The sequence below is a fragment of the Pseudomonas sp. MN1F genome, assembly GCF_009391885.1.
Lineage (GTDB): Bacteria > Pseudomonadota > Gammaproteobacteria > Pseudomonadales > Pseudomonadaceae > Aquipseudomonas.
Window position 1 is genome coordinate 25,991 of record NZ_VZII01000010.1, and the last position, 23,838, is coordinate 49,828.

At 59.5% G+C, this 23,838-nt stretch carries 29 protein-coding genes; 27 read left to right on the top strand and 2 right to left on the bottom strand.

Features of this window, described 5'->3' with window-relative positions:
* Positions 1-10: 10 nt before the first annotated feature.
* Complete coding sequence (locus F6X59_RS07660; RefSeq protein WP_152955757.1) at positions 11-706, bottom strand: SOS response-associated peptidase family protein; 696 nt, start codon at positions 704-706, stop codon at positions 11-13.
* Positions 707-812: 106 nt separating this feature from the next.
* Here F6X59_RS07660 and F6X59_RS07665 point away from each other — a divergent pair, with 106 nt between their 5' ends.
* The 11 genes from F6X59_RS07665 to F6X59_RS07715 all read left to right on the top strand — a co-directional run bounded on the left by F6X59_RS07665 (position 813) and on the right by F6X59_RS07715 (position 10,216).
* Positions 813-1,241, top strand: coding sequence for a LexA family transcriptional regulator (locus F6X59_RS07665; protein ID WP_152955712.1), 429 nt, complete (start codon positions 813-815; stop codon positions 1,239-1,241).
* Positions 1,231-2,508: a translesion error-prone DNA polymerase V subunit UmuC gene (umuC, locus tag F6X59_RS07670; protein ID WP_152955713.1), complete on the top strand. Its 1,278-nt coding sequence runs from the start codon at positions 1,231-1,233 to the stop codon at positions 2,506-2,508. Before F6X59_RS07665 ends, umuC begins: the two co-directional genes overlap by 11 nt.
* 134 nt (positions 2,509-2,642) lie before the next feature.
* A complete protein-coding gene (locus F6X59_RS28365) occupies positions 2,643-3,338 on the top strand; it encodes a methyl-accepting chemotaxis protein (protein ID WP_178120048.1) in 696 nt (231 codons plus the stop codon).
* Between the two features lie 10 nt (positions 3,339-3,348).
* A complete protein-coding gene (locus F6X59_RS07680; RefSeq protein WP_152955714.1) occupies positions 3,349-4,107 on the top strand; it encodes a TIGR03759 family integrating conjugative element protein in 759 nt (252 codons plus the stop codon).
* Positions 4,092-4,652, top strand: a complete 561-nt coding sequence (locus F6X59_RS07685; protein WP_152955715.1) for a lytic transglycosylase domain-containing protein — start codon at positions 4,092-4,094, stop codon at positions 4,650-4,652. The genes F6X59_RS07680 and F6X59_RS07685 overlap by 16 nt, the downstream gene beginning before the upstream one ends.
* A gap of 53 nt (positions 4,653-4,705) precedes the next feature.
* Positions 4,706-5,179, top strand: a complete 474-nt coding sequence (locus F6X59_RS07690) for an integrating conjugative element protein (protein ID WP_256669134.1) — start codon at positions 4,706-4,708, stop codon at positions 5,177-5,179.
* 83 nt (positions 5,180-5,262) lie between these two features.
* Positions 5,263-5,433, top strand: coding sequence for a hypothetical protein (locus tag F6X59_RS07695; RefSeq protein ID WP_152955717.1), 171 nt, complete (start codon positions 5,263-5,265; stop codon positions 5,431-5,433).
* Position 5,434: 1 nt separating this feature from the next.
* Positions 5,435-7,651 (top strand): type IV conjugative transfer system coupling protein TraD, encoded by a 2,217-nt coding sequence (traD, locus tag F6X59_RS07700; protein ID WP_152955718.1) that lies wholly within the window; start codon positions 5,435-5,437, stop codon positions 7,649-7,651.
* 10 nt (positions 7,652-7,661) lie between these two features.
* Positions 7,662-8,411 (top strand): TIGR03747 family integrating conjugative element membrane protein, encoded by a 750-nt coding sequence (locus F6X59_RS07705; protein WP_152955719.1) that lies wholly within the window; start codon positions 7,662-7,664, stop codon positions 8,409-8,411.
* Positions 8,412-8,422: 11 nt separating this feature from the next.
* On the top strand, positions 8,423-9,892 hold the full coding sequence (locus F6X59_RS07710; protein ID WP_152955720.1) for a UvrD-helicase domain-containing protein: 1,470 nt from the start codon (positions 8,423-8,425) through the stop codon (positions 9,890-9,892).
* 18 nt (positions 9,893-9,910) lie between these two features.
* Positions 9,911-10,216 carry a hypothetical protein gene (locus F6X59_RS07715; protein WP_152955721.1) on the top strand — a complete coding sequence of 102 codons (306 nt, stop codon included), beginning with the start codon at positions 9,911-9,913 and terminating at the stop codon, positions 10,214-10,216.
* 60 nt (positions 10,217-10,276) lie between these two features.
* Here F6X59_RS07715 and F6X59_RS07720 read toward each other — a convergent pair whose 3' ends face one another.
* Positions 10,277-11,200 (bottom strand): Abi family protein, encoded by a 924-nt coding sequence (locus F6X59_RS07720; RefSeq protein ID WP_152955722.1) that lies wholly within the window; start codon positions 11,198-11,200, stop codon positions 10,277-10,279.
* A gap of 146 nt (positions 11,201-11,346) precedes the next feature.
* Here F6X59_RS07720 and F6X59_RS07725 point away from each other — a divergent pair, with 146 nt between their 5' ends.
* From F6X59_RS07725 to F6X59_RS07800, 16 genes are all read left to right on the top strand, one after another.
* Complete coding sequence (locus F6X59_RS07725; protein ID WP_152955723.1) at positions 11,347-11,526, top strand: hypothetical protein; 180 nt, start codon at positions 11,347-11,349, stop codon at positions 11,524-11,526.
* A gap of 371 nt (positions 11,527-11,897) precedes the next feature.
* Positions 11,898-12,215: an RAQPRD family integrative conjugative element protein gene (locus tag F6X59_RS07730; RefSeq protein WP_372240328.1), complete on the top strand. Its 318-nt coding sequence runs from the start codon at positions 11,898-11,900 to the stop codon at positions 12,213-12,215.
* Between the two features lie 2 nt (positions 12,216-12,217).
* Positions 12,218-12,451: a TIGR03758 family integrating conjugative element protein gene (locus F6X59_RS07735; RefSeq protein ID WP_372240326.1), complete on the top strand. Its 234-nt coding sequence runs from the start codon at positions 12,218-12,220 to the stop codon at positions 12,449-12,451.
* 15 nt (positions 12,452-12,466) lie between these two features.
* Entirely contained in the window at positions 12,467-12,817 is a 351-nt protein-coding gene (locus tag F6X59_RS07740) for a TIGR03745 family integrating conjugative element membrane protein (protein ID WP_152955726.1), read from the top strand.
* A gap of 13 nt (positions 12,818-12,830) precedes the next feature.
* Positions 12,831-13,214, top strand: coding sequence for a TIGR03750 family conjugal transfer protein (locus F6X59_RS07745; RefSeq protein ID WP_152955727.1), 384 nt, complete (start codon positions 12,831-12,833; stop codon positions 13,212-13,214).
* Between the two features lie 8 nt (positions 13,215-13,222).
* Entirely contained in the window at positions 13,223-13,873 is a 651-nt protein-coding gene (locus tag F6X59_RS07750; RefSeq protein ID WP_023628669.1) for a PFL_4703 family integrating conjugative element protein, read from the top strand.
* The gene (locus F6X59_RS07755; RefSeq protein WP_152955728.1) at positions 13,870-14,763 is read left to right on the top strand and encodes a TIGR03749 family integrating conjugative element protein; all 894 of its coding nucleotides are present in this window, start codon (positions 13,870-13,872) and stop codon (positions 14,761-14,763) included. Before F6X59_RS07750 ends, F6X59_RS07755 begins: the two co-directional genes overlap by 4 nt.
* Positions 14,744-16,243, top strand: coding sequence for a TIGR03752 family integrating conjugative element protein (locus tag F6X59_RS07760; protein ID WP_372240327.1), 1,500 nt, complete (start codon positions 14,744-14,746; stop codon positions 16,241-16,243). The genes F6X59_RS07755 and F6X59_RS07760 overlap by 20 nt, the downstream gene beginning before the upstream one ends.
* On the top strand, positions 16,221-16,670 hold the full coding sequence (locus F6X59_RS07765; protein ID WP_152955730.1) for a TIGR03751 family conjugal transfer lipoprotein: 450 nt from the start codon (positions 16,221-16,223) through the stop codon (positions 16,668-16,670). Before F6X59_RS07760 ends, F6X59_RS07765 begins: the two co-directional genes overlap by 23 nt.
* A 176-nt stretch (positions 16,671-16,846) precedes the next feature.
* A complete protein-coding gene (locus tag F6X59_RS07770) occupies positions 16,847-19,663 on the top strand; it encodes a conjugative transfer ATPase (protein WP_152955758.1) in 2,817 nt (938 codons plus the stop codon).
* Positions 19,660-19,965, top strand: a complete 306-nt coding sequence (locus F6X59_RS07775) for a hypothetical protein (protein ID WP_152955731.1) — start codon at positions 19,660-19,662, stop codon at positions 19,963-19,965. The genes F6X59_RS07770 and F6X59_RS07775 overlap by 4 nt, the downstream gene beginning before the upstream one ends.
* Positions 19,958-20,602 (top strand): thioredoxin domain-containing protein, encoded by a 645-nt coding sequence (locus F6X59_RS07780; protein ID WP_256669135.1) that lies wholly within the window; start codon positions 19,958-19,960, stop codon positions 20,600-20,602. The genes F6X59_RS07775 and F6X59_RS07780 overlap by 8 nt, the downstream gene beginning before the upstream one ends.
* An 8-nt stretch (positions 20,603-20,610) precedes the next feature.
* On the top strand, positions 20,611-20,940 hold the full coding sequence (locus F6X59_RS07785) for a hypothetical protein (protein WP_152955733.1): 330 nt from the start codon (positions 20,611-20,613) through the stop codon (positions 20,938-20,940).
* 161 nt (positions 20,941-21,101) lie between these two features.
* Positions 21,102-21,521 (top strand): TIGR03757 family integrating conjugative element protein, encoded by a 420-nt coding sequence (locus tag F6X59_RS07790; RefSeq protein ID WP_152955734.1) that lies wholly within the window; start codon positions 21,102-21,104, stop codon positions 21,519-21,521.
* Positions 21,521-22,456: a TIGR03756 family integrating conjugative element protein gene (locus F6X59_RS07795; protein ID WP_152955759.1), complete on the top strand. Its 936-nt coding sequence runs from the start codon at positions 21,521-21,523 to the stop codon at positions 22,454-22,456. Before F6X59_RS07790 ends, F6X59_RS07795 begins: the two co-directional genes overlap by 1 nt.
* 19 nt (positions 22,457-22,475) lie before the next feature.
* Positions 22,476-23,837, top strand: a complete 1,362-nt coding sequence (locus tag F6X59_RS07800) for an integrating conjugative element protein (RefSeq protein ID WP_152955735.1) — start codon at positions 22,476-22,478, stop codon at positions 23,835-23,837.
* The last annotated feature ends 1 nt before the right edge of the window (position 23,838 follow it).

The window sequence follows — 23,838 nt, forward strand, 5'->3', positions numbered from 1 at the left end:
TTATATAGTCCTATTGTGACGGTACTGGCTGGATTAACTCTGCCCCTTGGTTACGGACATTCCCTACCTCTTTCCTGACAGGGAACCAACGGAAGTCGGTACTAGGCCGGCAACCTGTTTGGACTATTTCCGCCGCCCGCTCGGTCGTTGTGCCTGGATCTATCCATTCTCGGGCAAGCTCAGGGGTAAGCACCAGGGGCTTGCGATCATGGATGTCCACCAAACCTTCATCAGCCGCAGCAGTCACGATAACGAAGCCACTGCGCTCATCTGGTTCCAGCCCTGGATGAACTTCGGCCAACGCCGCGAAAAACAATGACCTACCGTCCGCCCCTTGGATGTAGTAAGGCTGCTTGCGCTTCGGATCTGCAACATCGGGTATCCACTCGAACCACCCATTGGCCGGCGCCAAGGCTCGGCCATTCGGCCAAAGCGACTTGAAGAACTTCCCCGTCATCACCGTCTCGGCCCGCGCATTGATCGGGTCGGCCCGCTTCCCCTTGGCCCAGAAAGGCGACCATCCCCACTTCACTCGATCGACGTTCAGTCCTCCCGGGGCGGGCCTTATAACCTCCACGCGGGTAGAGGGTGCCACGTTGTACCGGTTGATCCGCTCATGGTCATAACCGTTGATGACCACCAGGTCCAGGGCCAGCTGCCGCAGGTAGTCGTCCATGCTCTCGTAGATCGAGTACCTTCCACACATACCCACCTCGCTCGTTTGTCGGCTGCCAGGCTTCGACGCATTGACGCAGGAACGCTCTGACAGTTTACTGTATAAATATACAGATATTCTTTTGAGTAGATCTGCCATGACCATCACCTTCTTGGGCGCGCCGACGGGCGGCCCTGCTCTGCTGCCGGTGTACTCCTTCCGTGTGCCGGCCGGGTTCCCTTCGCCAGCGGCGGATCACCTGGAGCGTCACATCTCCCTCGACGAGCTGTTCGACCTGCGTGCCCCTCACGTGTATCTGGTGCAGGTGGAGGGCGACAGCATGCAGGGCGCCGGGATCTTCTCGGGCGATTTTCTCATCGTAGACCGCAGTAGGGAGGCCGAGCACGGCGACATAGTGATCGCCGCGATCAACACTGAACCCGTCTGCAAACGCCTTTATCGTCGCGACGGCGTGCTGGTCCTGCAATCTGAGAATCCAGCCTACCCCCCGCGCCATGTCATGGAAGGCGACGACCTGGTCATCTGGGGTGTGGTTCGCTACAGCGTGCGCGATCATGCCCAGTGACCAGGTGTTCGCGCTGATCGACTGCAACTCGTTCTATGCAAGCTGCGAGCGCGTGTTCCGGCCAGATCTGGCCAAGACACCCATCGTGGTGCTGAGCAACAACGACGGCTGTGTAATCGCCAGGTCATACGACGCCAAGCCGTACGTGAAGATGGGCGAGCCCTATTTCCAGGCCAAGGAGAAGCTGCGGCGGCATGGCATCGTGGCGTTTTCGTCCAACTATGCCCTGTATGGCGACATGAGCGAACGGGTTATGTCGCTGATCGAATCGATGGTGCCTGCGGCCGAGGTCTACTCGATTGATGAATGCTTCGCTGATCTCACTGGCGTGCAGGGGAGTCTGACCCAATTCGGCCGGGAGGTACGCGCCAAGGTGCTGCGCTGCACTGGCATCCCTGTCGGTGTGGGGATCGCCCGTACCAAGACCCTGGCGAAGCTCGCCAACCACACGGCGAAGCGCCTGCAGGCGCAAACGGGTGGGGTGGTCGACATCACTGATGACTTCAAGCGCGACTGGGTACTGCGCAACACTGAGGTGAAAGAGGTCTGGGGCATTGGCCGGCGGATGACGGCACACCTCGAGGCGATGGGCATCCGCATGGCCATGGACCTGGCGAAGGCAGATCCGCGGATGCTGCGTGACAAGTTCAGCGTGGTGGTGGAGAAGACAGCGCGCGAGCTCGCCGGCACGCCGTGCCTCGAACTGGATGAGGCTGATCCGCCGAAGCAGGAGATCTGCTGCAGCCGGATGTTCGGTAAGAGAATGACCGAACTGACACCAATCAAGCAGGCGGTAGCGACCTATGCAGCGCGAGCAGCCGAAAAGCTGCGCGCCCAGGGGTCGGTGTGCAAGCGCATGCGAGTGTCGATCCGCACAGGTATGTTCAATCCCAACGAACTGCATTTGGCGAAAGGGGCGCTGGTTGAGCTGCCTTACCCCACGAGCGACACCCTATTGCTCACGCGGGCAGCGACTGAGGCTGTGGAGAGGGTCTACCAGGACGGGTACCGCTACAGCAAAGCCGAGGTGCTACTGCTCGATCTACGGCAACCGGGTGAATTCACTGACGATCTGTTCGCGTCAACGCAGCCAGTTGCCTGCGATCGCCTGATGACGGTTATGGATGGCATAAACCACCGGTACGGCAAAGGTACACTGAGGTCCGCCAACGTTCCACGAAGCCCGGAGTGGGGTATGCGTCGAGAACTCCTGAGCCAGTCGTTTACAACCCGGATTGACCAGTTGTGGCGTGTTTACTGCAGATAGTGCAGAGCGCGAGCGTCGGCGATCATCTTTCCAACTCGGCATGGTTAAAAAAATCCGTGCAAGCGGGCTAAGTATTTTCTGCTGAATCAGGATCATGGTTGCGCGAGGGTGTACTCGGCTTCGAGAGGACACCCATGAAACTGCCGATCCGAAAATACCTACCCCTTGCTACGGGCCTGCTCATCCTGGGCGCCATCATCGTGTTCCAGCAGTACCAGCTGTCGACTCTTTCTCGCACCGTGAATGGAGCAGCAGAAAAAGTCTCGATCGATGCGCTCCAGAACAGGGTGAGCGCGATCGACGATCGGCTCGACACTGTGTCAGGCAAACCCCTGGTCACGATGGAAGACTTCCGTATCAGCCAGCAAGCGCTCTCGAGCCGGATCGATGCTGTGCAGGCCACAGCAACGCAGGCCCACGCGGCTGCAGCTGAAGCCACTCGCTCATCCGCGACTGCGGGCGATCTCCTAGTACTGAAAGCCGACCTTGAGTCGCTCGACGGCAAACTGCAGAAAATGAGCAAGCCTCAGGCTCAGGCGACTGCACCAGCCCCCAAAACCTCCTCCAAACCGAAGCCGAAGCCCGCACCGGTTAAAGCCCCACCAATCCCGCAAGATCCTCCGCCCTTTCAGATGGTCGGCCTCGAATACCGAGGCGGAGAGCGTTTCCTGTCTGTTGCCCCCACTGGTAGCACGCGGCTGAGCCAGATCTACCTGATTCGGCCTGGCGAAGTGGTCAGCGGCAGCAACTGGCGCCTCAGGGCTGTAGATGAACGGACCGCAACCTTCGACGCCGGCGGAACAACCCGAACCCTGAGCATCCAGCCATGAGTAAAGCACCATGAATCTACCGATCGTTCGAGCCATCGCCTGCGCCTGCGCGTTTACCGCAAGTGGCATTGAGGCCGCGCCGCTTCCTTCCGCCGCCGGAGGGGCCGCCTCCAGTGTTCAACAGCTCACCAGCGAAAGCACCCTGTCCCAGAACAAGCTCGATGATAGAGCCGCGCAGGAGTGGGGCCTGACCCCCAAGGAGTACGAACGATATCAAGAGGTAATGCAGGGGCCCCGGGGGGTGTATTCGCCAGGGCTTGACCCTCTCACCGCGCTGGGAATCGAGGCCCGATCAGAGAGCGAACGACGCCGGTTCGCCGAGCTGCAGGTCCAAGCAGAGCGCCAACGAGTCGATCGGGAGCTCGCCTACCAGCGAGCCTACGACGAGGCGTACCAGCGCATGTTCCCAGGCATCAAAGCCATTGAGATTTCGACCACCCCTTCCGGCCTGGCCGGATCCGGGAGCGGCCCAGCTCTGGAGGGCAACGGGCGCATGGCACTCTTCGTCAAAGACGACTGCCTACCCTGCATCGACCAGGTCAAACGGCTGCAGGCGTCACAGACGCCGTTTGATCTGTATTTCGTCGGCAGCCAGCAAGACGATGAAAGGATCCGCCGCTGGGCAATTCTCGCGGGTATTGACCCGTCCAGCGTTAAAAGCCGACTGATCACACTGAATCATGACCAGGGCCGCTGGGTTCGCCTCGGGCTCGGTGGCTCGCTGCCAGCCGCCGTAACACAGGTGAATGGATCATGGCGTCGTCAGTGAGCGGATGGCGGCTCTACGTTCTGTCGGTGGTTCTGCTCGCCGGCAACGCATGGGGTGTAGAGGATCCGCCAGCAGCTTACAAGGCGATCGGCATCAGACACGGGGTCCCGCCCGTTGTGCTCTATTCGGTGGCACTGCAGGAAAGCGGGACGCGATTGCGCGGGCAGCTTGTGCCGTGGCCCTGGACGTTGAATGTGGCCGGAACCGGCTACCGCTTCGCCACACGAGCAGACGCTTGCCAAGCTCTGATGATAGCGATTGTTAAGGCTGGACCCGCTCGAGTCGACGTGGGGCTGGGACAAACAAATATTCGCTACAACGGGCATCGCTACCGCTATCCCTGCGAAGGCCTGGATCCATACAAGAACCTGGCGGTGACCGCTCAGATCCTGGCTGAACAAAAAGCTAAGGGTGGAACCTGGATCGATGCTGCGGGGCGGTATCACCGCCCTGCCGGGGGGGAGCCGGCCGCGAAGTACCGTAGCTATTTCACGAAACATCTTAGCCGGGTCACCGGCATCAAATTCGAGGTAGTGACCCCATGACATATCCCCACGCCCGGCGATCACACGCCGTGCAGGCTCTGGCCCTCGCGATCATGAGCAGCCTGGCTCTGCCCTGCAATGCTGATCAGCAAGCGGTGCTCACCGTGGTGGAGGACCGTGGCGGCTCATCCGCACTGTCCTACTACCAAGACATTGATCCCGAGCCTACGCACACCACCCCAGTTGTGACTGGCGTCCGGGCGGGCGGAGCGTTTCCGGTGTCGACTCCAGAACTGAGCCCCGGCCCAGTACAGGGACGAGTGATCAACGCAGCAGGTCTGCAGCCGATGTTCATCGTTGGGGATGATCCGACGTCGCAGGCCTGGCTCAAGCAGAAGCTGTCGGCACTTCAAGGCCTGCAGGCAGTAGGCCTTGCTGTGAATGTCAGCAACGCTGCACGACTGCAAGAGATCCGCCGCTGGGCACCTGGGTTGCAGGTGATGCCTGTACCTGCCAGCGATATTGCTGGTCGCCTGGGGCTGCAGCACTACCCGGTGCTGATCACAGCTACAACCCTTCAGCAGTGAGAACCGGTATGCGCCCAACACGACTATCGCCGGTGTTCACACTGATCATCAGCCATCCCCTACACCGGCCCGGCCGGGAGCAAATGATCGAGCAGGTTCGCCATGTGAGCGAGCTGTACGGTGCTCGCTTGACAGGAATCTCCGAGCTCAACGAACACGCATTCGCCCAGCGCCTGGCCGAACGGCTGACACCGGACCAGGTTGAGCAAGCGCGTGCGGAAGTCGACGCCATGACATACACCGCGAGGACCTGAGATGGCGACATACACCCTTGAATCTCTGCTCCGGCCGCCGGTAGAGCTTTTCACTACTGCGGTCTGCTATGTGGCAGCTTCGCTTTGCATTTGCGCGCCCTGGGCTTTTGCGCTGACCCCACTATTTGGAGTTGTCGCCGCGCTGGGTTTTATCTACCTGGGCACCATTCGGCTGCTGCAGGCGCGGAGGGTCCTAAGGTACCAGGCGAACCTCAGGCGACTTCCCCACTACACCATGACCAGCGCTGAAATGCCGATCAGCAACGAGCGCCTGTTCATCGGACGCGGGTTCCGGTGGACTCAGAAGCACACTCAGCGCCTGGCCGACACCTACCTCCCTCAGTTCGCGGCATACGTCGAACCGACGAACCTTTATGAACGGGCGCGCTGGCTGGAGGAACGCCTAGAGTTCGCCCCCTTCCCACTGAAACTGATCACAAAACTCACTGGTTGGGATTCCAACTGGAACCCCGCTCGGCCTCTCCCACCAGTGGGTGGCCTGCCCAGATTGCACGGGATCGAACCAGATGAGCAGAATGTCAGTCTCCCTCTGGGTGAGCGGGTGGGTCACACACTGGTCCTGGGCACCACACGGGTGGGCAAGACTCGCCTGGCGGAAGTGTTCATCACCCAGGACATTCGCCGAACGCATCGCCACGGGCCGCGAGTCCGCATGGGGCGACGGAGCCAAACCTCCCATCGATGGAGCCGGCGCCGGCGAGCAGAGGAACAGGCCGACCACGAGGTCGTGATCGTTTTCGATCCGAAGGGCGATGCCGACCTGCTCAAGCGCATGTACGTCGAGTGCAAGCGCGCCGGGCGCCTCGACGAGTTCTACGTGTTTCATCTGGGATGGCCGGATATCTCCGCTCGCTACAACGCCATCGGCCGCTTCGGCCGAATCAGCGAGGTGGCCACTCGCATCGCTGGTCAGCTCTCCGGCGAGGGTAACTCTGCAGCATTCCGGGAGTTCGCTTGGCGGTTCGTCAATATCATCGCCCAGTCGCTTGTCGCGCTCGGCCGTCGCCCTGACTACGAGCAGATCCGCCGGCACGTCATCAATATCGACGAGCTGTTCATTGAGTACGCACAGAAGTACTTCGCTGAACATGATCCGAAGGCCTGGCAAACCATCGTCGAGCTTGAAGGCAAGATCGATCGCAAGAACCTGTCTTTCGCCATGAAAGACCGCCCGCTGCGCGTTGTGGCCATCGACATGTACCTGACCCAGAAGCGCATCAACGATTCGGTTATGGATGGCCTGCGCAGCGCTGTCCGCTACGACAAGACCTATTTCGACAAGATCGTCGCATCGTTGCTGCCACTCCTGGAGAAGCTCACCACTGGGCGTATCGCTGAACTGCTTGCCCCCGACTACCTGGACCTCGCCGATGAGCGTCCCATCTTCGACTGGATGCAAGTGATCCGAAAACGCGCCGTGGTCTATGTTGGCCTCGATGCACTATCCGACACCGAAGTCAGTGCGGCCGTGGGCAACTCGATGTTCAGTGACTTGGTCTCTGTTGCAGGCCACATTTACAAGCACGGCATCGACGACGGCCTGCCGGGGCATATGGCTGGGGGCAAGGTACGCATCAACCTCCACGCTGACGAGTTCAACGAGCTCATCGGGGACGAATTCATCCCGATGGTGAATAAGGCCGGTGGTGCCGGCATCCAGGTCACCGCCTACACCCAGACGATGAGTGATATCGAAGCGAAGATCGGCTCGAAGGCGAAAGCCGGCCAGGTGATCGGTAACTTCAACAACCTGTTCATGTTGCGTGTTCGGGAAACCGCGACCGCTGAGCTATTGACCAACCAGCTACCAAAAGTGCAGATCTACAACAGCACGCCGGCGAGCAGCGCGAACGACTCGGTCAACGGCAAAACCGCGTTCACCTCAAGCTCGCACGACCAGGTGCAGCTGGCGAGTGTGCCGATGATTGAGCCGGCCCACGTGGTGGGACTGCCGAAGGGACAGGCCTTCGCGCTCATCGAAGGTGGGAATCTGTGGAAAATCCGCATGCCGCTCCCCGCGAACGACCCAGACGAGGTCATGCCCGGCAACCTGCAGGAGCTGGCCGCCGGCATGCGGCGATCGGCAGCGTCCTCGAACGATTGGTGGGAAGCCCCTGGCTATCAAGAGCTGAAATCAGCTTTGCCCGAAGACCTGGTTGAAGATTTCCGCCAGGTGGCCACCGATGATGCAGCTTGAGGTGTAGCCAATGGCAGATGACGTATCAAAGAAGGCCGAACAGCAGCAAGAGCGACAGGAATCGCTGTTCAGCAAGATCTTCTGGTTCCCGATTACCTTCATCGGCGTAATGTTCAGCTCGCTGTTCCTCGCCATCGTGGTCGACTGGGTATGCCTGTACTTCTTATGGCCAGAGGCCGGGTGGCGGCACGGTCAGCAAATGCTGGTCAGCGAGGTCGGCTGGTTGTCCAAGGGGCTGGTCCATAGCGCTGTCGTCCAAGAGCCCGGGCGCACCGCGACCTGGCTGGTCACTGAAGCTTACGACTGGCTGGTCGTGAAGACCGGGATGCTTAGCTGGGTCCAGGGCATGGAGTCGATCGCTCAAGCCGGTCCCCGTAACGAGCTGGACATGCGCTATTGGGCCGCGCAGAGCGTCACAACGGTACAGAACTATGCCCTGGCTGCCCTCTTTACCGTCCTGGTGTTTTGCGTCCGCCTGGTCGTGCTGCTGATGACGGTACCGCTTTTTGCCATGGCTGCACTCACAGGCCTGGTCGACGGTCTGGTGCGGCGAGACCTCCGTAAATTTGGTGCCGGCCGGGAGTCCAGCTACCTGTACCACAAGGCCCGGGCAACGATGTTGCCGTTGGCCATTTTCCCCTGGACTTTCTACTTGGCGCTCCCGATCAGCATCAGCCCAATGCTGGTACTACTCCCCTGCGCTGCCTTACTCGGGGTGTCCGTGAGCATTACGGCCGCGAGCTTCAAGAAGTATTTGTGAGGAAGAGAACGATGCAATGGACACACGAGCAGTCGCCAATCATCCAGTCGGAAGCCCCGAAACTCCTTATCCAGGCCGGCGCTGGCAGTGGCAAGACCACAACGCTGGTGGGCTATGCGCAACACCACAACCGTCTGCGGATTCTCTATCTCTGTTACAACAAGCCGGTCGAGATCGCCGCGCGTGGCCGATTTCCGCGCAACGTGGTGAACAAAACTGCGCACGGCCTGGCCTACGCCGTCTATGGCACACAATTCAGCCATAAGCAGACCAACAACTTGCGACTGACCGATATCGCCCGAGCGCTTGATACGCAGGACTGGGAGCTGGTCAGGGACGTGCTAACCACCCTCAACAACTATATGGCCAGCGCCGACGACCTGATCGAGCGCTGGCACTTTCCACGGTTCCGTGACCGCCCGATGCTTACCTCCGCCCAGGAGCGCTACCTGAACCAGGCGCTGGTAGCAGCGATGAGCATCTGGAAGCGCATGACTGACCTGCAGGACACAGCGGTGCAGATCACGCATGACGGATACCTGAAGCTGTACCAGCTGAGCAAACCCGACCTGAGCCAGCGCTTCGACTGTGTCCTGCTCGATGAGGGACAGGACGTAAACCCCGTCATCGCTGACATTGTGCGCATTCAGCGTATTCGCAAGGTGGCCGTGGGTGATCGTCACCAGCAGATCTATCGCTTTCGAGGGGCGGAAGACGCTCTAAATGCCAGCTGGATGGCCGGGGCGGAGAAGCACTACCTGACCCAGAGCTTCAGATTTGGGCCTGCAGTCGCCCATGTCGCCAACATCATCCTGTCCTACAAGGGAGAAACCAGGAAGCTGCAGGGACTGGGCGAGAAGACATTGGTGAAGAAGGCGCTGCCGGCCGGGCTGCCGCACAGGGCATACATTCATCGGACCGTTATCGGGGTGATTGAACACGCACTGTGCCTGGTCACCGAGAAGCCCAAAATCTACTGGGTTGGCGGCATTGACAGCTATTCAGTACGCGACCTCGAGGACCTGTTCTATTTCAGTCGCCAACAGCGCGATCTGGTCCAGAATAAAAAGCTGCTCCGTGACTACCGAGACTATGGCCAGTACGTGGAAATCGCCGAGGTTAGCCAGGACAGCGAGATGATCCGGTCCATCAAGATCATCAACATGTATCCGGATCTGCCTCAGCGAATCTTGGCCCTGCGCTCATGCACCGTGGACCAAGAGCTGGATGCAACTATCACCCTCACCTCTGCCCACAAATCGAAAGGCCTGGAGTGGGACTTCGTCGGGCTCTTCGACGACTTCACGTCGGACCCGCTCTCACCTGACATCGATCCAGGTCGACGAGATGATGAATTGAACCTTCTGTACGTGGCCGTCACCCGGGCGATGAAGATCCTCGCCATCAACAGTCTGGTGCTGTCCATCATGGAACGCTACGTGGACGCTCTCGCCCCAGGAGCGCGTCAAGCGCGCGGCTGATTAAATAAGGGAGTCACTATGAGCAAGAAATTCGAACACCGCGCTGAGTATGTCGCTATCCCATTCAAAAACGCGACTAGCGGCGCTTGGATATTCAAGAGCACAGAACAGACGCTTGAGCCCGATGTTGCGTCTCTTTTGGCAGAAGAGGAGCAACTGCAGAAGAAGATGCTCGAGCTCGGAGCCGAAGGCTGGGAACTTGTCAGCACACAGCCAGTGTGCCGAGGCGAAATCAAGGTGGGCAATCAAAATGCCCAGGCCTGGTCCTACGGTTTCCCTATGCCGATCGGATATCTGCTCTTTTTCAAGCGCGAAGTCAGTTGAACAACCTCTTCACGCTGCGCGTCCGGGAAACTGGGACCGCCGATCTACTCACTAGCCCCTTTAGATCCCAAAGGCCGCACGTGGGAATCCGGTTTCAGTTGGAAGCCCAAGCGAGCCGAACGTGCATCCTGGTAACCCTGGTTTGCTGTCAAGCAGATCCGCAACCTTTCTGATCCAATCTGAGCTAGGCGCGAGCTTCTTGAGTAGGTACCAAACAACGGATACGAGGCCGTAGAGCCTACTCAGCGCATTGACGTCTAAGTTTAGGGCGGCGAAGTATGGGTCCGACGACAACGCGGACAATGGGTTGGGAGTAACCTGGTTCCAGATCCGTGTGTGATGCGCACAACGATTGCGTAGTAGGTTGATCTCTTGCAACCATCGAGCGAAAACCCTGGCATCAGTCACGCCAAACCTTGAAAGGATCTGGTTCTGATACGTTCCCTTAAGGATCTCGAAATAACGAGAAAGCGCGCCAAAATCCCACGCCTCCACAGCAACCCAGAACGGAATGGGTCTGCCGGAGCGACGGTGCCATTGGATAGAGTCCTCAGTACTCCTGTCCAAGAGCTGCTGCTGTTTCGCCGCCCACTCGTTCCATTTGTTTCGAGGCTTGCCATGAGAGATGAAATTCTTGGCGTACTTAGGATGGATATAGCTGACGTCCTTATACGCCATCGGGTCGTGATAACCAACAACGTGAGCGATGACAGTCTTCAGGTTTACCTCCAGCCGCTCGATCGCATCTAGCATGAGTAGACGAAGGTGCTTGTCAAATCTGTAAAGGCTAACCACATCATCGAAGGATGCTCCCGCTGCAAAGACGTCTTGACGAAGCGGCTTGTTGCTGATCGGGCAGATCTTTGCCTGGTTGGTAACCGGGTCAACATCGAACTCGCGTGCTGGGTACCAGTAGCCGCTTAGGCGGTAGTAACCCAACTGAGCCAGCTTGCGCTCTGCTCGTACAGGATCTGCAACGTGCATATTGCGCTGTTGGATGAGAGCGACGAGGTCTGGATAGGTTCGGAAAGGTTTCGGAGCCAGCAAAATCCATTTCCCAGAAATAAGAAGGCCCGAACGTAATGCCGGACTAAGCCAGCACCAGAGGATCGGGCGCGATTGAGATCATCATGCCCATCGTATCATTCGTCGTCAACCAAAATCGGTTGACGAAAAGTCACGTCGAAATCGACGCGGTAGCGGTGAACCCAAAGGTAGTCGCATTCGTGGCCGAATTTGCAATGGTTTTCGAAATCAAACCCCATCCAGGTGCAGCTGATGCCAGCGGCCAAGGCCGCTACCTGCCTTAACCGTGAATACGGAGCAGCGACACATTGGCTCGCTTGATCATATCGAACAACTCCGCTGAGCTCACCAGCCCATCAGCATGCAGTTGCTCCGCTGCCTGGATTGCGTTGTCGTAGCACCCCTCATCCCGAAAATTGGCGCCCAGGTAATCCGCTATCCACTTACGGAATGTCATTGATTGTGGTTTTCGATGCGGCATTCTGATCTCCTCAAACGCGCAAGGCTTTTCTTACCGCAAAAAATTCTACGACACTGAGATAAGTATTTCTTGAGGCACGCCAGCCCCTGATCTCGGCATCCTGACAACCACAGTCAGTCTTGCTAGAGCCCAGCCGTGTACAAGCCATCCCTCCACTTTGCATCTACTCGCCGAATCCTGATTGGCGCGCTGATCAGCGTCAGCGGCGGGTTTTCACTCATGCCCAGCGCCCTGGCGGCTAGCGCATCCGAACAGGCGAACATCGAGGTGATGATCCGCCAATTGAACGCGCTGGAGGACTCGGCGCGACGCAGCGCCACGATCGCCAGCGAACCTGGCCAGCGCTACAACTTCGACTATGAACGTCTGGCTGGCGACATCCAGCGCGTTCGCCAGGGCCTGCAAGAGTACCTGACCCCGAGTCGCGCACAGCCGCGGGATCCGGCAGAGCTGGCGGGCAAATACACCCTCACCGGCGGGCGGATGCCATGAGCATGAGCGGCACTCAAGTCGCAGCTTTCAACGCTGCAAGCGGGGTCACCCCCCAGGCCAGCACCGTGCTGTTCGTTGGCACCGTCATCGCACTGTCGACCCTTTGGGGTGCCTGGGCGCTGTACAGCATCTATCGGGGCTGGGCGACCCAGAACATCGACAAAAACATCGCAGCCGCGTCGACCGTCCGGGTCATCGTCCTGCTGCTGATTCTTTCCGCACTCGTTCTCAGCTAGCCAAGGAGCTAACCGATGTCCATCCGCACCATCACCAATTCACTCACCGGCGCCGCTGCATTGCTCATGGGTATGCACCCAGTCATTGCCGCTGCCGCCTTACCGGGAGCACAAGCCCCGACACGCGGCGAGGGAACCAGCTGGCTCCAAACCATCCAAAACTACGGTTACGACGGCTTCATGCTGATTGGGCTATTCCTGCTCGGCGGCATGATGGTGGGGGTCGCCTCCCATGCCTACGGTGTTTACCACGATATCCATGAGGGCAAGAAGAAGTGGCGAGACCTGGGACTCACCGCCGTCGTCGGGATCTGCCTGATCGGTATCGGCATCTTCATGGTCACCAAAGCCACTGGCGTTCTCTAACCGGTGATGCGACATGGCTGAAACCACTTACCTCAAGGATGGAACGCTCGACTTCCTCCCCCACAACCTCAACAGGCAACCCATCGTCATGGGCGGCCTCACAGCTGATGAGATGTGGGGCACAGTTGGAGCGTGTGGGGGAGCCGGGGTGATCCTGGGTATCCCGGTATCGTTCCTCTTCGGCAACCCATCTCTATTCATCGCTTGCGCTCTGGTAGGTGGTGCACTGGGCTTGACCGTGGCAAGCCGAATCCTGCGGAAGATGAAGCGCGGCCGGCCGGATACATGGTTTTACCGCCAGCTCCAGTTCTACAAGGCTCAACACCTCCCCTTCCTCGGTGGCCCTCAGTTGGTCATCCGGAAGGGTGCGTGGACATGCCGTCGTACAGGAAAGTAGGGATCTTCATGAGTTTTCGAAAACGAGTGGATGCTCAGCAAGCACACATCCTCAGCTTGCGAATCGCGGTCATTGTGCTGGGCGCAGTCAGTCTGTTTGCGTTCTATGGCTGGCACAAAGCCCCTGAAGATCTGACCGTGCATGTGCCGCCGGATCTGCGCTCCGGTAGTACTCGCAAATGGTGGGAGGTACCACCAGAGAACGTGTATGCCTTCGGGTTCTATATCTTCCAGCAGATGCAGCGCTGGGAGAAGAACGGGGACGACGACTACCAGGACAACATCGAGCGCCTGGCCTCCTACGTGACCCCTGGCTGCAAGGAGTACCTGCAGAAAGACTACGAGATGCGCCGTAACGCCGGTGAGCTGCGCCGCCGTGAACGGAATGTCTCAGAAATCCCTGGCCACGGGTTGACCGACCCTGGCGTGCTGCGGGTGGAAGAAATCGGAATCAACGACTGGACAGTCAACCTGGATCTACTCGCTGACGAGTCGGTGAACGGCGAGCGGGTCAAGCGTGCAATGACCCGCTATCCACTGTCCATCGTCCGGGCCGACGTCAACCCGGAGAAAAATCCGTTCGGGCTGATGTGGAACTGCTATGCGTCCAACCCGCAACGCATCGAGGTAGATCTGCAAGCAGCCGGGGTGAAGCCATGAATGTGCGTGCGTGCCTCCTTGTTCTGGGCATTTTCGCAGTTGCCAATGTGAAAGCGGTAGAGCTGCTGCAGTGGGACCGTATCCCGATGGCAATCCCGCTGATTGTCGGGCAAGAGCGCATTGTTTTCGTCGACCAAAACGTGCGCGTAGGCATGCCTCCGCAGCTTGTTGGCCAGCTGCGGGTCCAGAGCACCGGCGGCGCCGTCTACCTGCTGGCCAGCCAGGAAATTCAGCCGACCAGGCTGCAACTGCAGAACGTGGCCACAGGCGAGATCATGCTGGTGGATATTGCCGCGACACCAGCGAAAGAAGGCCAAGCCAAGCTCGAACCCGCGAAGATCGTCGCCGGTGCGCCCCCGTCTACCTACTACGGCGATACCACTTCGACGCGAGCTCCGACGAAGCGATCCGCGACGTCGGAGGAAGAGGAGGATGTTCCGCCGGCACCCCGACATGAGACACCTGCGCCGGTGGCCCTGACCCGCTACGCGGCGCAAATGCTGTATGCCCCACTCCGGACAGTTGAGCCTGTCGCCGGCATCAGCCAGGTGCGTGTTGATCGAGCCCTGGACCTCAGCACCTTGTTGCCGGTGTTACCGGTGGAAGCATCGGTGCTGGGGGCTTGGCGCCTCGACAACAGCTATGTCACGGCAGTCAAACTCAGAAACCTGAGTGCCCAGCAGTTAACGATGAATGCAACAGAGCTGATGGGCAACTTCTCCACGGCGACATTCCAGCACCCGTACCTCGGAGCTCGTGGAAATGCCAGCGATACCACCACGCTTTACCTGGTCACCCAAGGAAAGGGGCTGAAAGAGGCCCTGCTGCCGTCTTCGGTCAGTCAAATTGATCCGAAAGCAGGAGGGCGCCGTGGGCAGTCTGAAAAGTAATCCACTCCTCAAGTACCTGCTCATTCCCGTGCTGATCGTCGCGCTCATCATCGTGTTCAAGGGGGGTAGTAAAAGAGAAGAGCCGAAGACTCCTGAAGACAAGCCGATCATCATCGGAGGCGACACCGCGCGCAAGCTAGGGGTGGACGGTGATACCCCAGCCGACACCCTCCGCACGGTGGTCGCTGAAAGTCGGGAGGTGAAAGACCAGATCGCGAAGGTGCTGACCGACAACAAAGAACTGAAGGACCAGAATGCAGAGCTCCAGCTCCGGCTCTCGCGCATAGATCAGAGTGTCGACAACAAGCTGAATGATGCGAAGGGCGAGCTGCAGGAGCAGGTGAAGAACCAGAGCATGGGCCTGTTGGACCAGTTCCAGCGTCAGTTGGATAACCTGTCGCAGAACCCCAATGCCGCTGGGCAGGACCTTCCCATTGGACTCGGAGTGCTGCCAGGTGACGGCGCGAGTTTCGACAAAGGGACGAAGTCCAATGGTCTCGTATGGGTTGAACCGACCGATGCCACTGCCTTGGACGCTAGCGGTAAACCCCTTCAGCCCGGCTCCGCCCAGACGGCCAGCAGCTTCAATTTTCCCACCAGCTTTGGCAGCACCCTGGACAAAGGCCAAACAGTTCTCAGCGCGACGGCCCAGAACGTCGGCGCTGATTTGTCTCCCCAGGATGCCCGCAAGCAAGTACGCAAAGCCTATACCTTGCCCCAGAACTCGACCTTGATGGGGTCGGTGGCTATGTCGGCGCTCATTGGCCGCGTACCGATCGATGGAACAGTCAATGATCCCTTCCCTTTCAAGGTCCTGATCGGTCCGGACAACCTCACCGCAAACGGCATCGAGATCCCTGACGTCGTCGGTGCTGTTGCCAGCGGTACCGCATCAGGCGACTGGACATTGTCCTGCGTGCGCGGGCAAGTCCGGAGCCTGACCTTCGTGTTCGCAGATGGCACGGTCCGATCGTTCCCTGCCCCGGCAGAAGAGGCCAACGGCAGCCAGAACAACAACCAGAACAGCAGTAACGGTAACGGGCAGCCAGCGATCCAGGGCGGACTCGGCTGGATCAGCGACTCCTACGGCATTCCTTGCATCTCCGGCGAACGCCGATCCAACGCCAAGGAGTACTTGACCAACCAGTCCCTGGTGACGGCTGCGGGCGCCGGCATCGCCAAACTGTTGAAGGCTGATGAGCAAAATAGCTCGACTACCTTCAGCAGCGGAGGAACTTCATTCGGGACCACGGGCTCCTCGGGGAACTCCGCCATGGGCGCGATCCTGACCGGTGGGGTCAGCGACATCCGCTCCTGGATGAACAAGCTCTACGGCGAAGCTTTCGCCGCCGTGTACGTACAGCCTGGGGCGAAGGTCGCCGTCCACTTGGACCAGCAGCTCGCCATCGACTACGAGATCAAAGGCCGCAAGGTCGATTACAACGCCGGAGCCAACCATGTATCCGCAAACCTGGACTAAGCCCCGCCTGCAGGCCGGGGCCTGGCTCGTGCTCGCCCTCATCCTAGGCGGATGCACGACTGACAAAGACGAGCTGCTCCCCCACGGGGAAGCCAACATGATGGACGTGTGGCAACACGGTACGTCTGGCGGGAGCTCTGGCAGTTCCAACAGCAGAATGTTGCTGGATGCGCGCCAAGAGCTGCGCCGACCGCTCGATGAGGCTCAGGTGGCTCGCCAACAAGCAAGTGCTCACGCCTTCAACCGCACGCCCCAGAACGAAATTTACAGCCAGTTCAAACGCCTGCCGAACCCTGATCTGGTGATGTACGTATTCCCACACCTGGCTGGTACGGATCCAGTCCCAGTCCCGGGGTACACCACGGTGTTCCCGATGTATCAACGCGTGCAGTACGCCATGCCAGGCGAGCGGACGGAGGAGTACTGATGCAGTTCATCAGCAAATTGCTGGGCAAAGGCCCTGCAACGCCTATCGAGCCCGTGCTCGGCCAGACGACAACCGATACCGACCTTGTCGACGACTATCCCGCAACAGTCAGTACTGTCCTCAGCGAAGAAGACCGCCAGGCTGCGAATGACCGGTACATAGCTCGCCTGGAGTCCATGGGCATCCCTACACCCATCGAGTGGCAAAACCCTAAACGTCGGCCGGCGACAAAAGCTGACGTGGCGAGGATGTACGAGGTCAACCCGTCGTTCGTGGACATGCTGCCATGGGCAGAATACCTGCCCGAGGAAGAAGCCATGCTCCTCGAGGATGGCATTTCCAGGGCGGCGTTTTTCGAGTTGATCCCGATCGGGACCGAGGGACGCTCCGACGACTGGCTTCAACAAGCTCGCGATGCGTTGCAAGGTGTCCTGCAGGACAGTTTCGACGAGCTCGAGAGCTCTCACTGGGTAGTGCAGCTTTATGCCCAGGACGAAACGGACTGGACCGACTACCTGCAAAAACTCCAGGCCTACGTCCAGCCCCGGGCTGAGAACACGGATTTCACCAAGCTCTACCTCGCGCTGTTCCGCCACCACCTCGAGTCCATCTCCAAGCCAGGTGGATTGTTCGTCGACACGGCAGTCAGCAACCTCCCGTGGCGTGGTCAGACACGGAAAGTCCGCCTGGTGGTGTATCGCCGAGTAAAAAAACAGGACGTCGTGGTGCGCGGCCAGGAGCCTGCCGCCTACCTCAAAGCGATCTGCGACCGTCTTAAAGGATCCCTGGCCAACGCCGGCGTGACAACCAAACGCATGGATGGCCATGCGATCAAGCGTTGGCTCGTAGGCTGGTTCAATCCACACCCAGATCACCTGGGGTCGACTGAGCGCGATATCCGACGTTTCTACGAAGAGGTATGCCAGCCAGCCCGCGAGTTGCAAGAGGGTGAGCTGCCGGTGGCGAGCGGCACCGACTTCTCGGAGAACTTGTTCTACAGAGAACCGCGCTCGGATATCGACAGCGGTCTCTGGTCGTTCGACGGCATGCCGCACCGGGTTGTGATGCTGGATCGCCTGAAAAATGCCCCCCTCACTGGGCATCTGACCGGTGAGACCAAGCAGGCCGACTCATTGAACTCGCTGTTCGACCGGCTGCCGGAGGATACCGTGTTGTGCATCACCATGGTGCCGACCCCGCAGGATCTGCTGGAAGGGCATCTCGAACAGCTATCCAGGAAGGCTATCGGGGATACCCAGGCGTCCAGTCACACCCGGGATGACGTTGAAACGGCGCGGTCCCTTCTCGGACGAAAGCACAAGCTCTACCGGGGAAGTGTCGCGTTCTTCCTCCGTGGTCAGAATAAAGCCGTGCTCGAGGAGCGCACGACTAGCTTGTGCAACGTGCTCCTCGGCGCCGGCATGCAACCAGTCCAGTCACAGGACGAGGTAGCTCCTCTAAACAGCTACCTGCGCTGGTTGCCATGCAACTTCGACCCGAATGAAAACCGCGCCTTGGATTGGTACACCCAGCTTATGTTCACCCAGCACATCGCCAATCTGGCTCCAGTCTGGGGGCGCTCCACTGGCACAGGTAACCCGGGCTTCACCCTATCCAATCGAGGGGGGGCAGCGCTGACCTTCGATCCGCTGAACAAGCTCGACCGACAAATGAACGCGCACTTGTTCTTGTTCGGCCCCACCGGCGCGGGTAAATCTGCCACAGCCAACTACCTGATCATGCAGGCCATTGCGCTCTACCGCCCTCGACTCTTCATCATCGAGGCCGGCAACAGCTTCGGCCTGCTGGGCGATTTCGCCAAGCGGCTTGGCCTGACCGTCAACCGGGTACGGCTCGCTCCGGGTAGCGGCGTGAGCCTCGCCCCGTTCGTCGACGCCGTGCAGCTTGTAAAAAACAAGGACCAGGTCAAGGTCTTGGATGCCTCGGACGTGGATGCATCGGACCAGCACCTGACCGACGCACTGGCGGGGATGGAGGACGAGCAGAGGGACATCCTGGGCGAGCTGGAGATCACAGCCCGCCTGATGATCACTGGCGGCGAGTCGAAGGAAGATGCGCGACTCACTCGGGCCGACCGCAGTGCCATCCGGCAGTGCATCATCAACGCCGCCGAGCTGTGCGTAAGTAAAAACCGTCCGGTGTTGACTGAAGACATCAGCGCAGCGCTGCAGGCGATGGCCAGCGACGACAAGCTCCCTGAAAGCCGGCGCAACCGGTTCATGGAGATGGCCGAGGCCATGGGGATGTTCACCATGGGCACCGAGGCTGAAATGTTCAACCGTCCTGGTACCGCCTGGCCGGAAGCTGACATCACAATCGTCGACTTGGCCACCTACGCTCGTGAGGGCTATCAAGCCCAGATGGCCATCGCCTACATCTCCCTGCTGAACACCATCAACAACATCGCAGAGCGGGACCAGTTCAAAGGCCGACCACTCATTGCCTTCACCGACGAAGGCCACATCCCATTGAAGGTGCCACTGCTCTCCCCGTATTCGGTGAAGATCACCAAGATGTGGCGAAAACTAGGCGCCTGGTACTGGATGGCAACCCAGAACGTCGACGACATCCCTCCAGAAGCATCCGCCCTGCTGAACATGATCGAGTGGTGGATCTGCTTGAACATGCCGCCTGACGAGGTGGAGAAAATCGCGCGTTTTCGTGAGCTCACGCCGGCGCAGAAGACGATGATGCTCTCGGCACGGAAGGAAAACGGCAAGTTCACCGAGGGCATCGTCTTGGCCAAGCGGATCGAGATGCTGTTCCGTGTGGTACCACCCAGTCTGTGCCTTGCTCTGGCCATGACCGAGCCAGAAGAAAAACGGCAGCGTTACGAAACCATGCAGGCGCTCGGCTGCGATGAGCTACACGCAGCACTGCAGGTGGCCGCGGACCTGGACCGCAAACGCGGTATCACTCCCTATCCCATCACCTTACCCGAATCAAAGAAGGCCGTGGAGCGCGTGGCATGAGAGTCATGAATACCCTGACCCAGAACATCATTGATAGCCTGACCCAGCTGCTCAAAGAGCCCGGGCACGACACACTCCAGTCATTGTCAGTTTGCGCACCAGTGCTCATTGACGAGCTGCAACAGATCAAAAATAACGCCCTCGATCGTCGCGACATCATTCCGCTGGTTCAGTCCGTGTTGGATGAGTGGCTGAAGCAGCATCCTCAGCCTGAGGGAGCCATTCACGATCTACAGGCCGCCCTGCAGAAGCTCGGCCAACCTGAAGTCCCCCCTCATGCTCGGGGGGATGAGCATGCGTAAGAACAGGCTCAAACTCATCGTGGTCGGCATCATCGCGATCACTGGCCTCGGCGCTGGCTGGCTGCTGGCAATGAACAACAGCGCACGCCCCGCCGATGAGACCTGGTATTTCGGTCCGTCCAGTGCCCGCTGGGTGATCACGGAGTACGCCGATCTGGAATGCCCATACTGCAGGGCATACACGCCACAACTGAAGCGATGGGTGAGCGAGCAAGAGAACGTGAAGCTCGCTTGGCATCACTTCCCTCTCGATAGTCATGGCCCTGCAGCAGTATCAGAGGCAAGGCTCGTTCAATGCGCGGGTTCATTGGGCGGGGCTTCGGCGTTCTGGGAAGCGATCGACCAGGTCCTGCTGCGCACACGTGGCAATGGCCAGGGGCTCGCTGATGAGTTGGAGGTACCTGGCATCTCTGCAGAAGGTCTTTCCACTTGCGCGAGGACAAGACTGGATATCCGAGCAGCCGTTGAACAGCAATTGGCTGTGGCCAAGGGCAGGGGCATTGCCGCTACCCCTACGGTCGAGGTCACCGACAGTTTGACGGGGCACAGCATGCGCCTGGAGGGTCCCGTGGATAGCACCACACTGCTGTCGGTCATTGATGACCTCGCAGCCCAGGCCACTGCGAGCAAGGAGTAGCCAGGGTAATGATCAAGCTCACGGTCTCCCGCATCGACAACAATGACGAAGAAAGCAATCTACCAAGTAGGTTCTTCCCAAGCGCAGGCTCTGGCCATGGATGGTTTCAGCTTGAGTCGACCGGGGAAGAATTCCCCTCACACGATGAGCTGAGCTGGGCTCTCCAGGAGTGGAACGACGACTGCGTGCTCATGGACTATGACGCGACCATAGGCAAAGGTCGGTTCGTAATAGTCGACTGGTATGCGCCAGCGCCCGGGACCGTGATCGAGCTGCAGCTGCAGCTCGATATGAATCTGGAAGAACTTGATCCTGGTGACGAGGAATGGCTCGACTAGTTCCCATTTCTATAGCGACCTGAAATCCGAGAGGAAACGCTTCGCTTACGCCCGTGGGGCGATTCACCAAGAAATCCAAGTACCGTCAAATATCTATTTCCTACTGCGCCTGGCGGGCCGATCCGTTTTCCTGTACCCGTCCCCACTTCAGGTGCAGCCTCATGTTCAATTTCCCCCCGCCTTCATCGCGAGTGATCCCGTTGTTCGTCGCCGCGCTGGCCACCGGTACCGCGCATGCCGAGACCTGGGCCTTCACAGACGCGGCGCACCCACTCACCTCGGTACCGGCAGATGTGCGTGTCATCAAGCTCGATGATCAACAGCGCATCGAGGAGCAGTTGTCCAGGAAGTTACCACCCAACCCGCACCAAGCCGCGCTCGCCGCTAGGCAGCTAATGGGCACGCCGGCCGGAGCTGCCCTGATGCAACAGCTGGCAGCCGCTCAGCAGGGCAATGCCGATGCCTGGAGTGTCGGGGTGTCGAAGGTGCCGGCAGTCGTTGTCGATCGCAGGTTTGTGGTCTATGGCCAACCCGACGTGGCTGCTGCCATTCAGGCAATCAACCAGGCAAGGGGGCGATGATGAGACGAATCTCGCGACTCACCCTGACCGGTCTTCTTACAGCATCACTCCCGTTCTCAGCATCAGCGGCCATCAGTTCGGCGGCGATTATCGCCTCCACCAGTTCGCCTACCTGCCTAGAGTACAAAGTGGTCGGCATCTGCTACTGGCTGCTCTGCACCCCTGTTGGCTGCACGGTCAAAACCTCCACCAAGGTCCGGCATTACATCCCGGACGCGGTGGTATCTGCCTACGCCAATACCGGGGAAAACCCTTGGACAGAGGTGAGCCCCATGGGGGCGCCGAATGCGGCAGCGCAAGCCGGTAATGATGGAACAACCAACCACAACGCCGAGAACAACATCGCCAAGTTCAAGGAAGCAGACGTTATTGGTCATCCTGGAGCTGCGGTGTTCAGCCGGTTCGCCAGTTCTTTTGGTTATTCCTGCCACGGCGCGACCACGCCTTACGTTCCATACATGCTCAGCACGCTGGACACCCTTGCATGGCGGTACGGAGTACCCGAGTCCGTTTACCCAGAGGCCCTGATTCCGGGCATGCGTGAAGTCGGCGGCCTTCTATCGGCAGACATGTGGGGACGCGTTTACCCACGCAGCGGCTTCATCCACCAGGTCGACGATTTTAAGGCCGGTGCTGTCATCGCCCAGCGCGCCGGCGACGTCACCACCCGTGTCGGTCAACCCCACGTGTACCTGCCAATGCGCGGTCTTGCAGAACCAGGCTACTGGCCTGCCGGTGAGCTGAAAGAAGGCGATGCCAGCACAGGAAAATGGCAGCAACTCACGCCAACCATGAGCCCCACCTGCGCCGTATTCCCCTCTCCCGCCCCTAATGCCGACGCTGTCGACGAAGCCTATGCGTGGGCCCTGTGGCGGCCCTACTCATGCTGCCAGCGTAAGGGCCAAACCTTCCTGGGAAGCACTGACTTCCAATGAGACATGAATGGAGAGTTCAATGAATAAATTAACCATCGCGATCATTCTCGCAGCTGGCATGACCAGCACCTGGTGCATGGCCGAGGCCGCCGACCCGATCAAGGTCGAATCCCAGGGCAGCGTGATCGGAGACGACGTGCTCTACAGCATCGGTGGTGGCAGTGCTGTCCAGATGGGCAGCGCTGGCCAGATGGAGAGCATCACCGTCGGTGCCGGCTGGCAGAATAACCTGGTCTGCGGAAACATGGACCTCAGCAACACGCTGCAGAACCAGCTGAACGGCGCAACGCAGGGTTTCCAACAGATCATGGGCAGCGTCATCCAGAGCGCGACCGGCGCAGTCACGTCACTGCCGGCGATGATCCTGCAGCGGGCCAATCCCGCCCTCTATAACCTGCTGACGAACGGAATCCTACAGGCGCGCCTTGACTACGACCGATCGAAGGGAACCTGCAGGGCGATGGCCGAACGAATGGCCGACATCGCGGGTGGCCAGATGGGGTGGGGCAAGGTTGCAGAGGGGCAGAAGATGGGGCAAGCCCTGGCATCCAGCAACGACGCCGTAGCAGTGGTCGACAAAGTCGAGCAAGCACCAGGATCGAATGGCGTGACCTGGGTCGGCGGTAAACAGGCCGGTGGCAATGGGCAGCAGCCCATCAAAGTGGTTGGGGACGTTGCCAAAGCAGGCTACAACCTCCTCAACAACCGCGCAGCTCAGGACACCTCGAGCATCCCGCAGTCCAGCTGCTCCAATGGATTGGTATGCGGCAGTTGGGAGTCTCCGGCCGAAGCCGCCCAGTTCGCAAACCGGGTCCTGGGTGAACAGCAGCTGCAGACCTGTGAAGGATGCACGACCACCTCGACTCCGGGTGTGGGCTTGACCCCGCTGATCCAGGAAACATACGACAAGAAGCTCGCGGCCCTGCAGGAGCTCTTGAAGCCCGGGACACAGATCACCTCCGAGAAGCTGCGTGAAGCAAGCAGCGACTCCCTCCCCATTACCCGCGGCGTCGTTACTGCCCTTCGTGACGAGCGAGATCAGGCGGTGTTGGCCTCCCGCCTGGCATCCGAGGTCGCCTTGGCTGATGTCCTGGAGAAAGGTCTGCTGCTGCAGCGCATGCTGATTACAGGCAGCAAGGAACCCAACGTGAATGCGAACAAGCTCGCCGTTGAGGCCACACTCGGCCAGGTCGACACGCTTCAGCAACTCATCACCAACCTCAAGACCGAGCTCGACATGCGGCAGCAGCTCGCCAACAACTCTCCGATGAAGATCATCGAGCGCAGCAAGTCGCGCGCCGAAAGTTCCCGCTCGATCTACGAAGCGGCGCCTGAACAGGATCGCCTGCTTCAGCTGCAGAAGCCTGCCGGCAAGGAGTGAC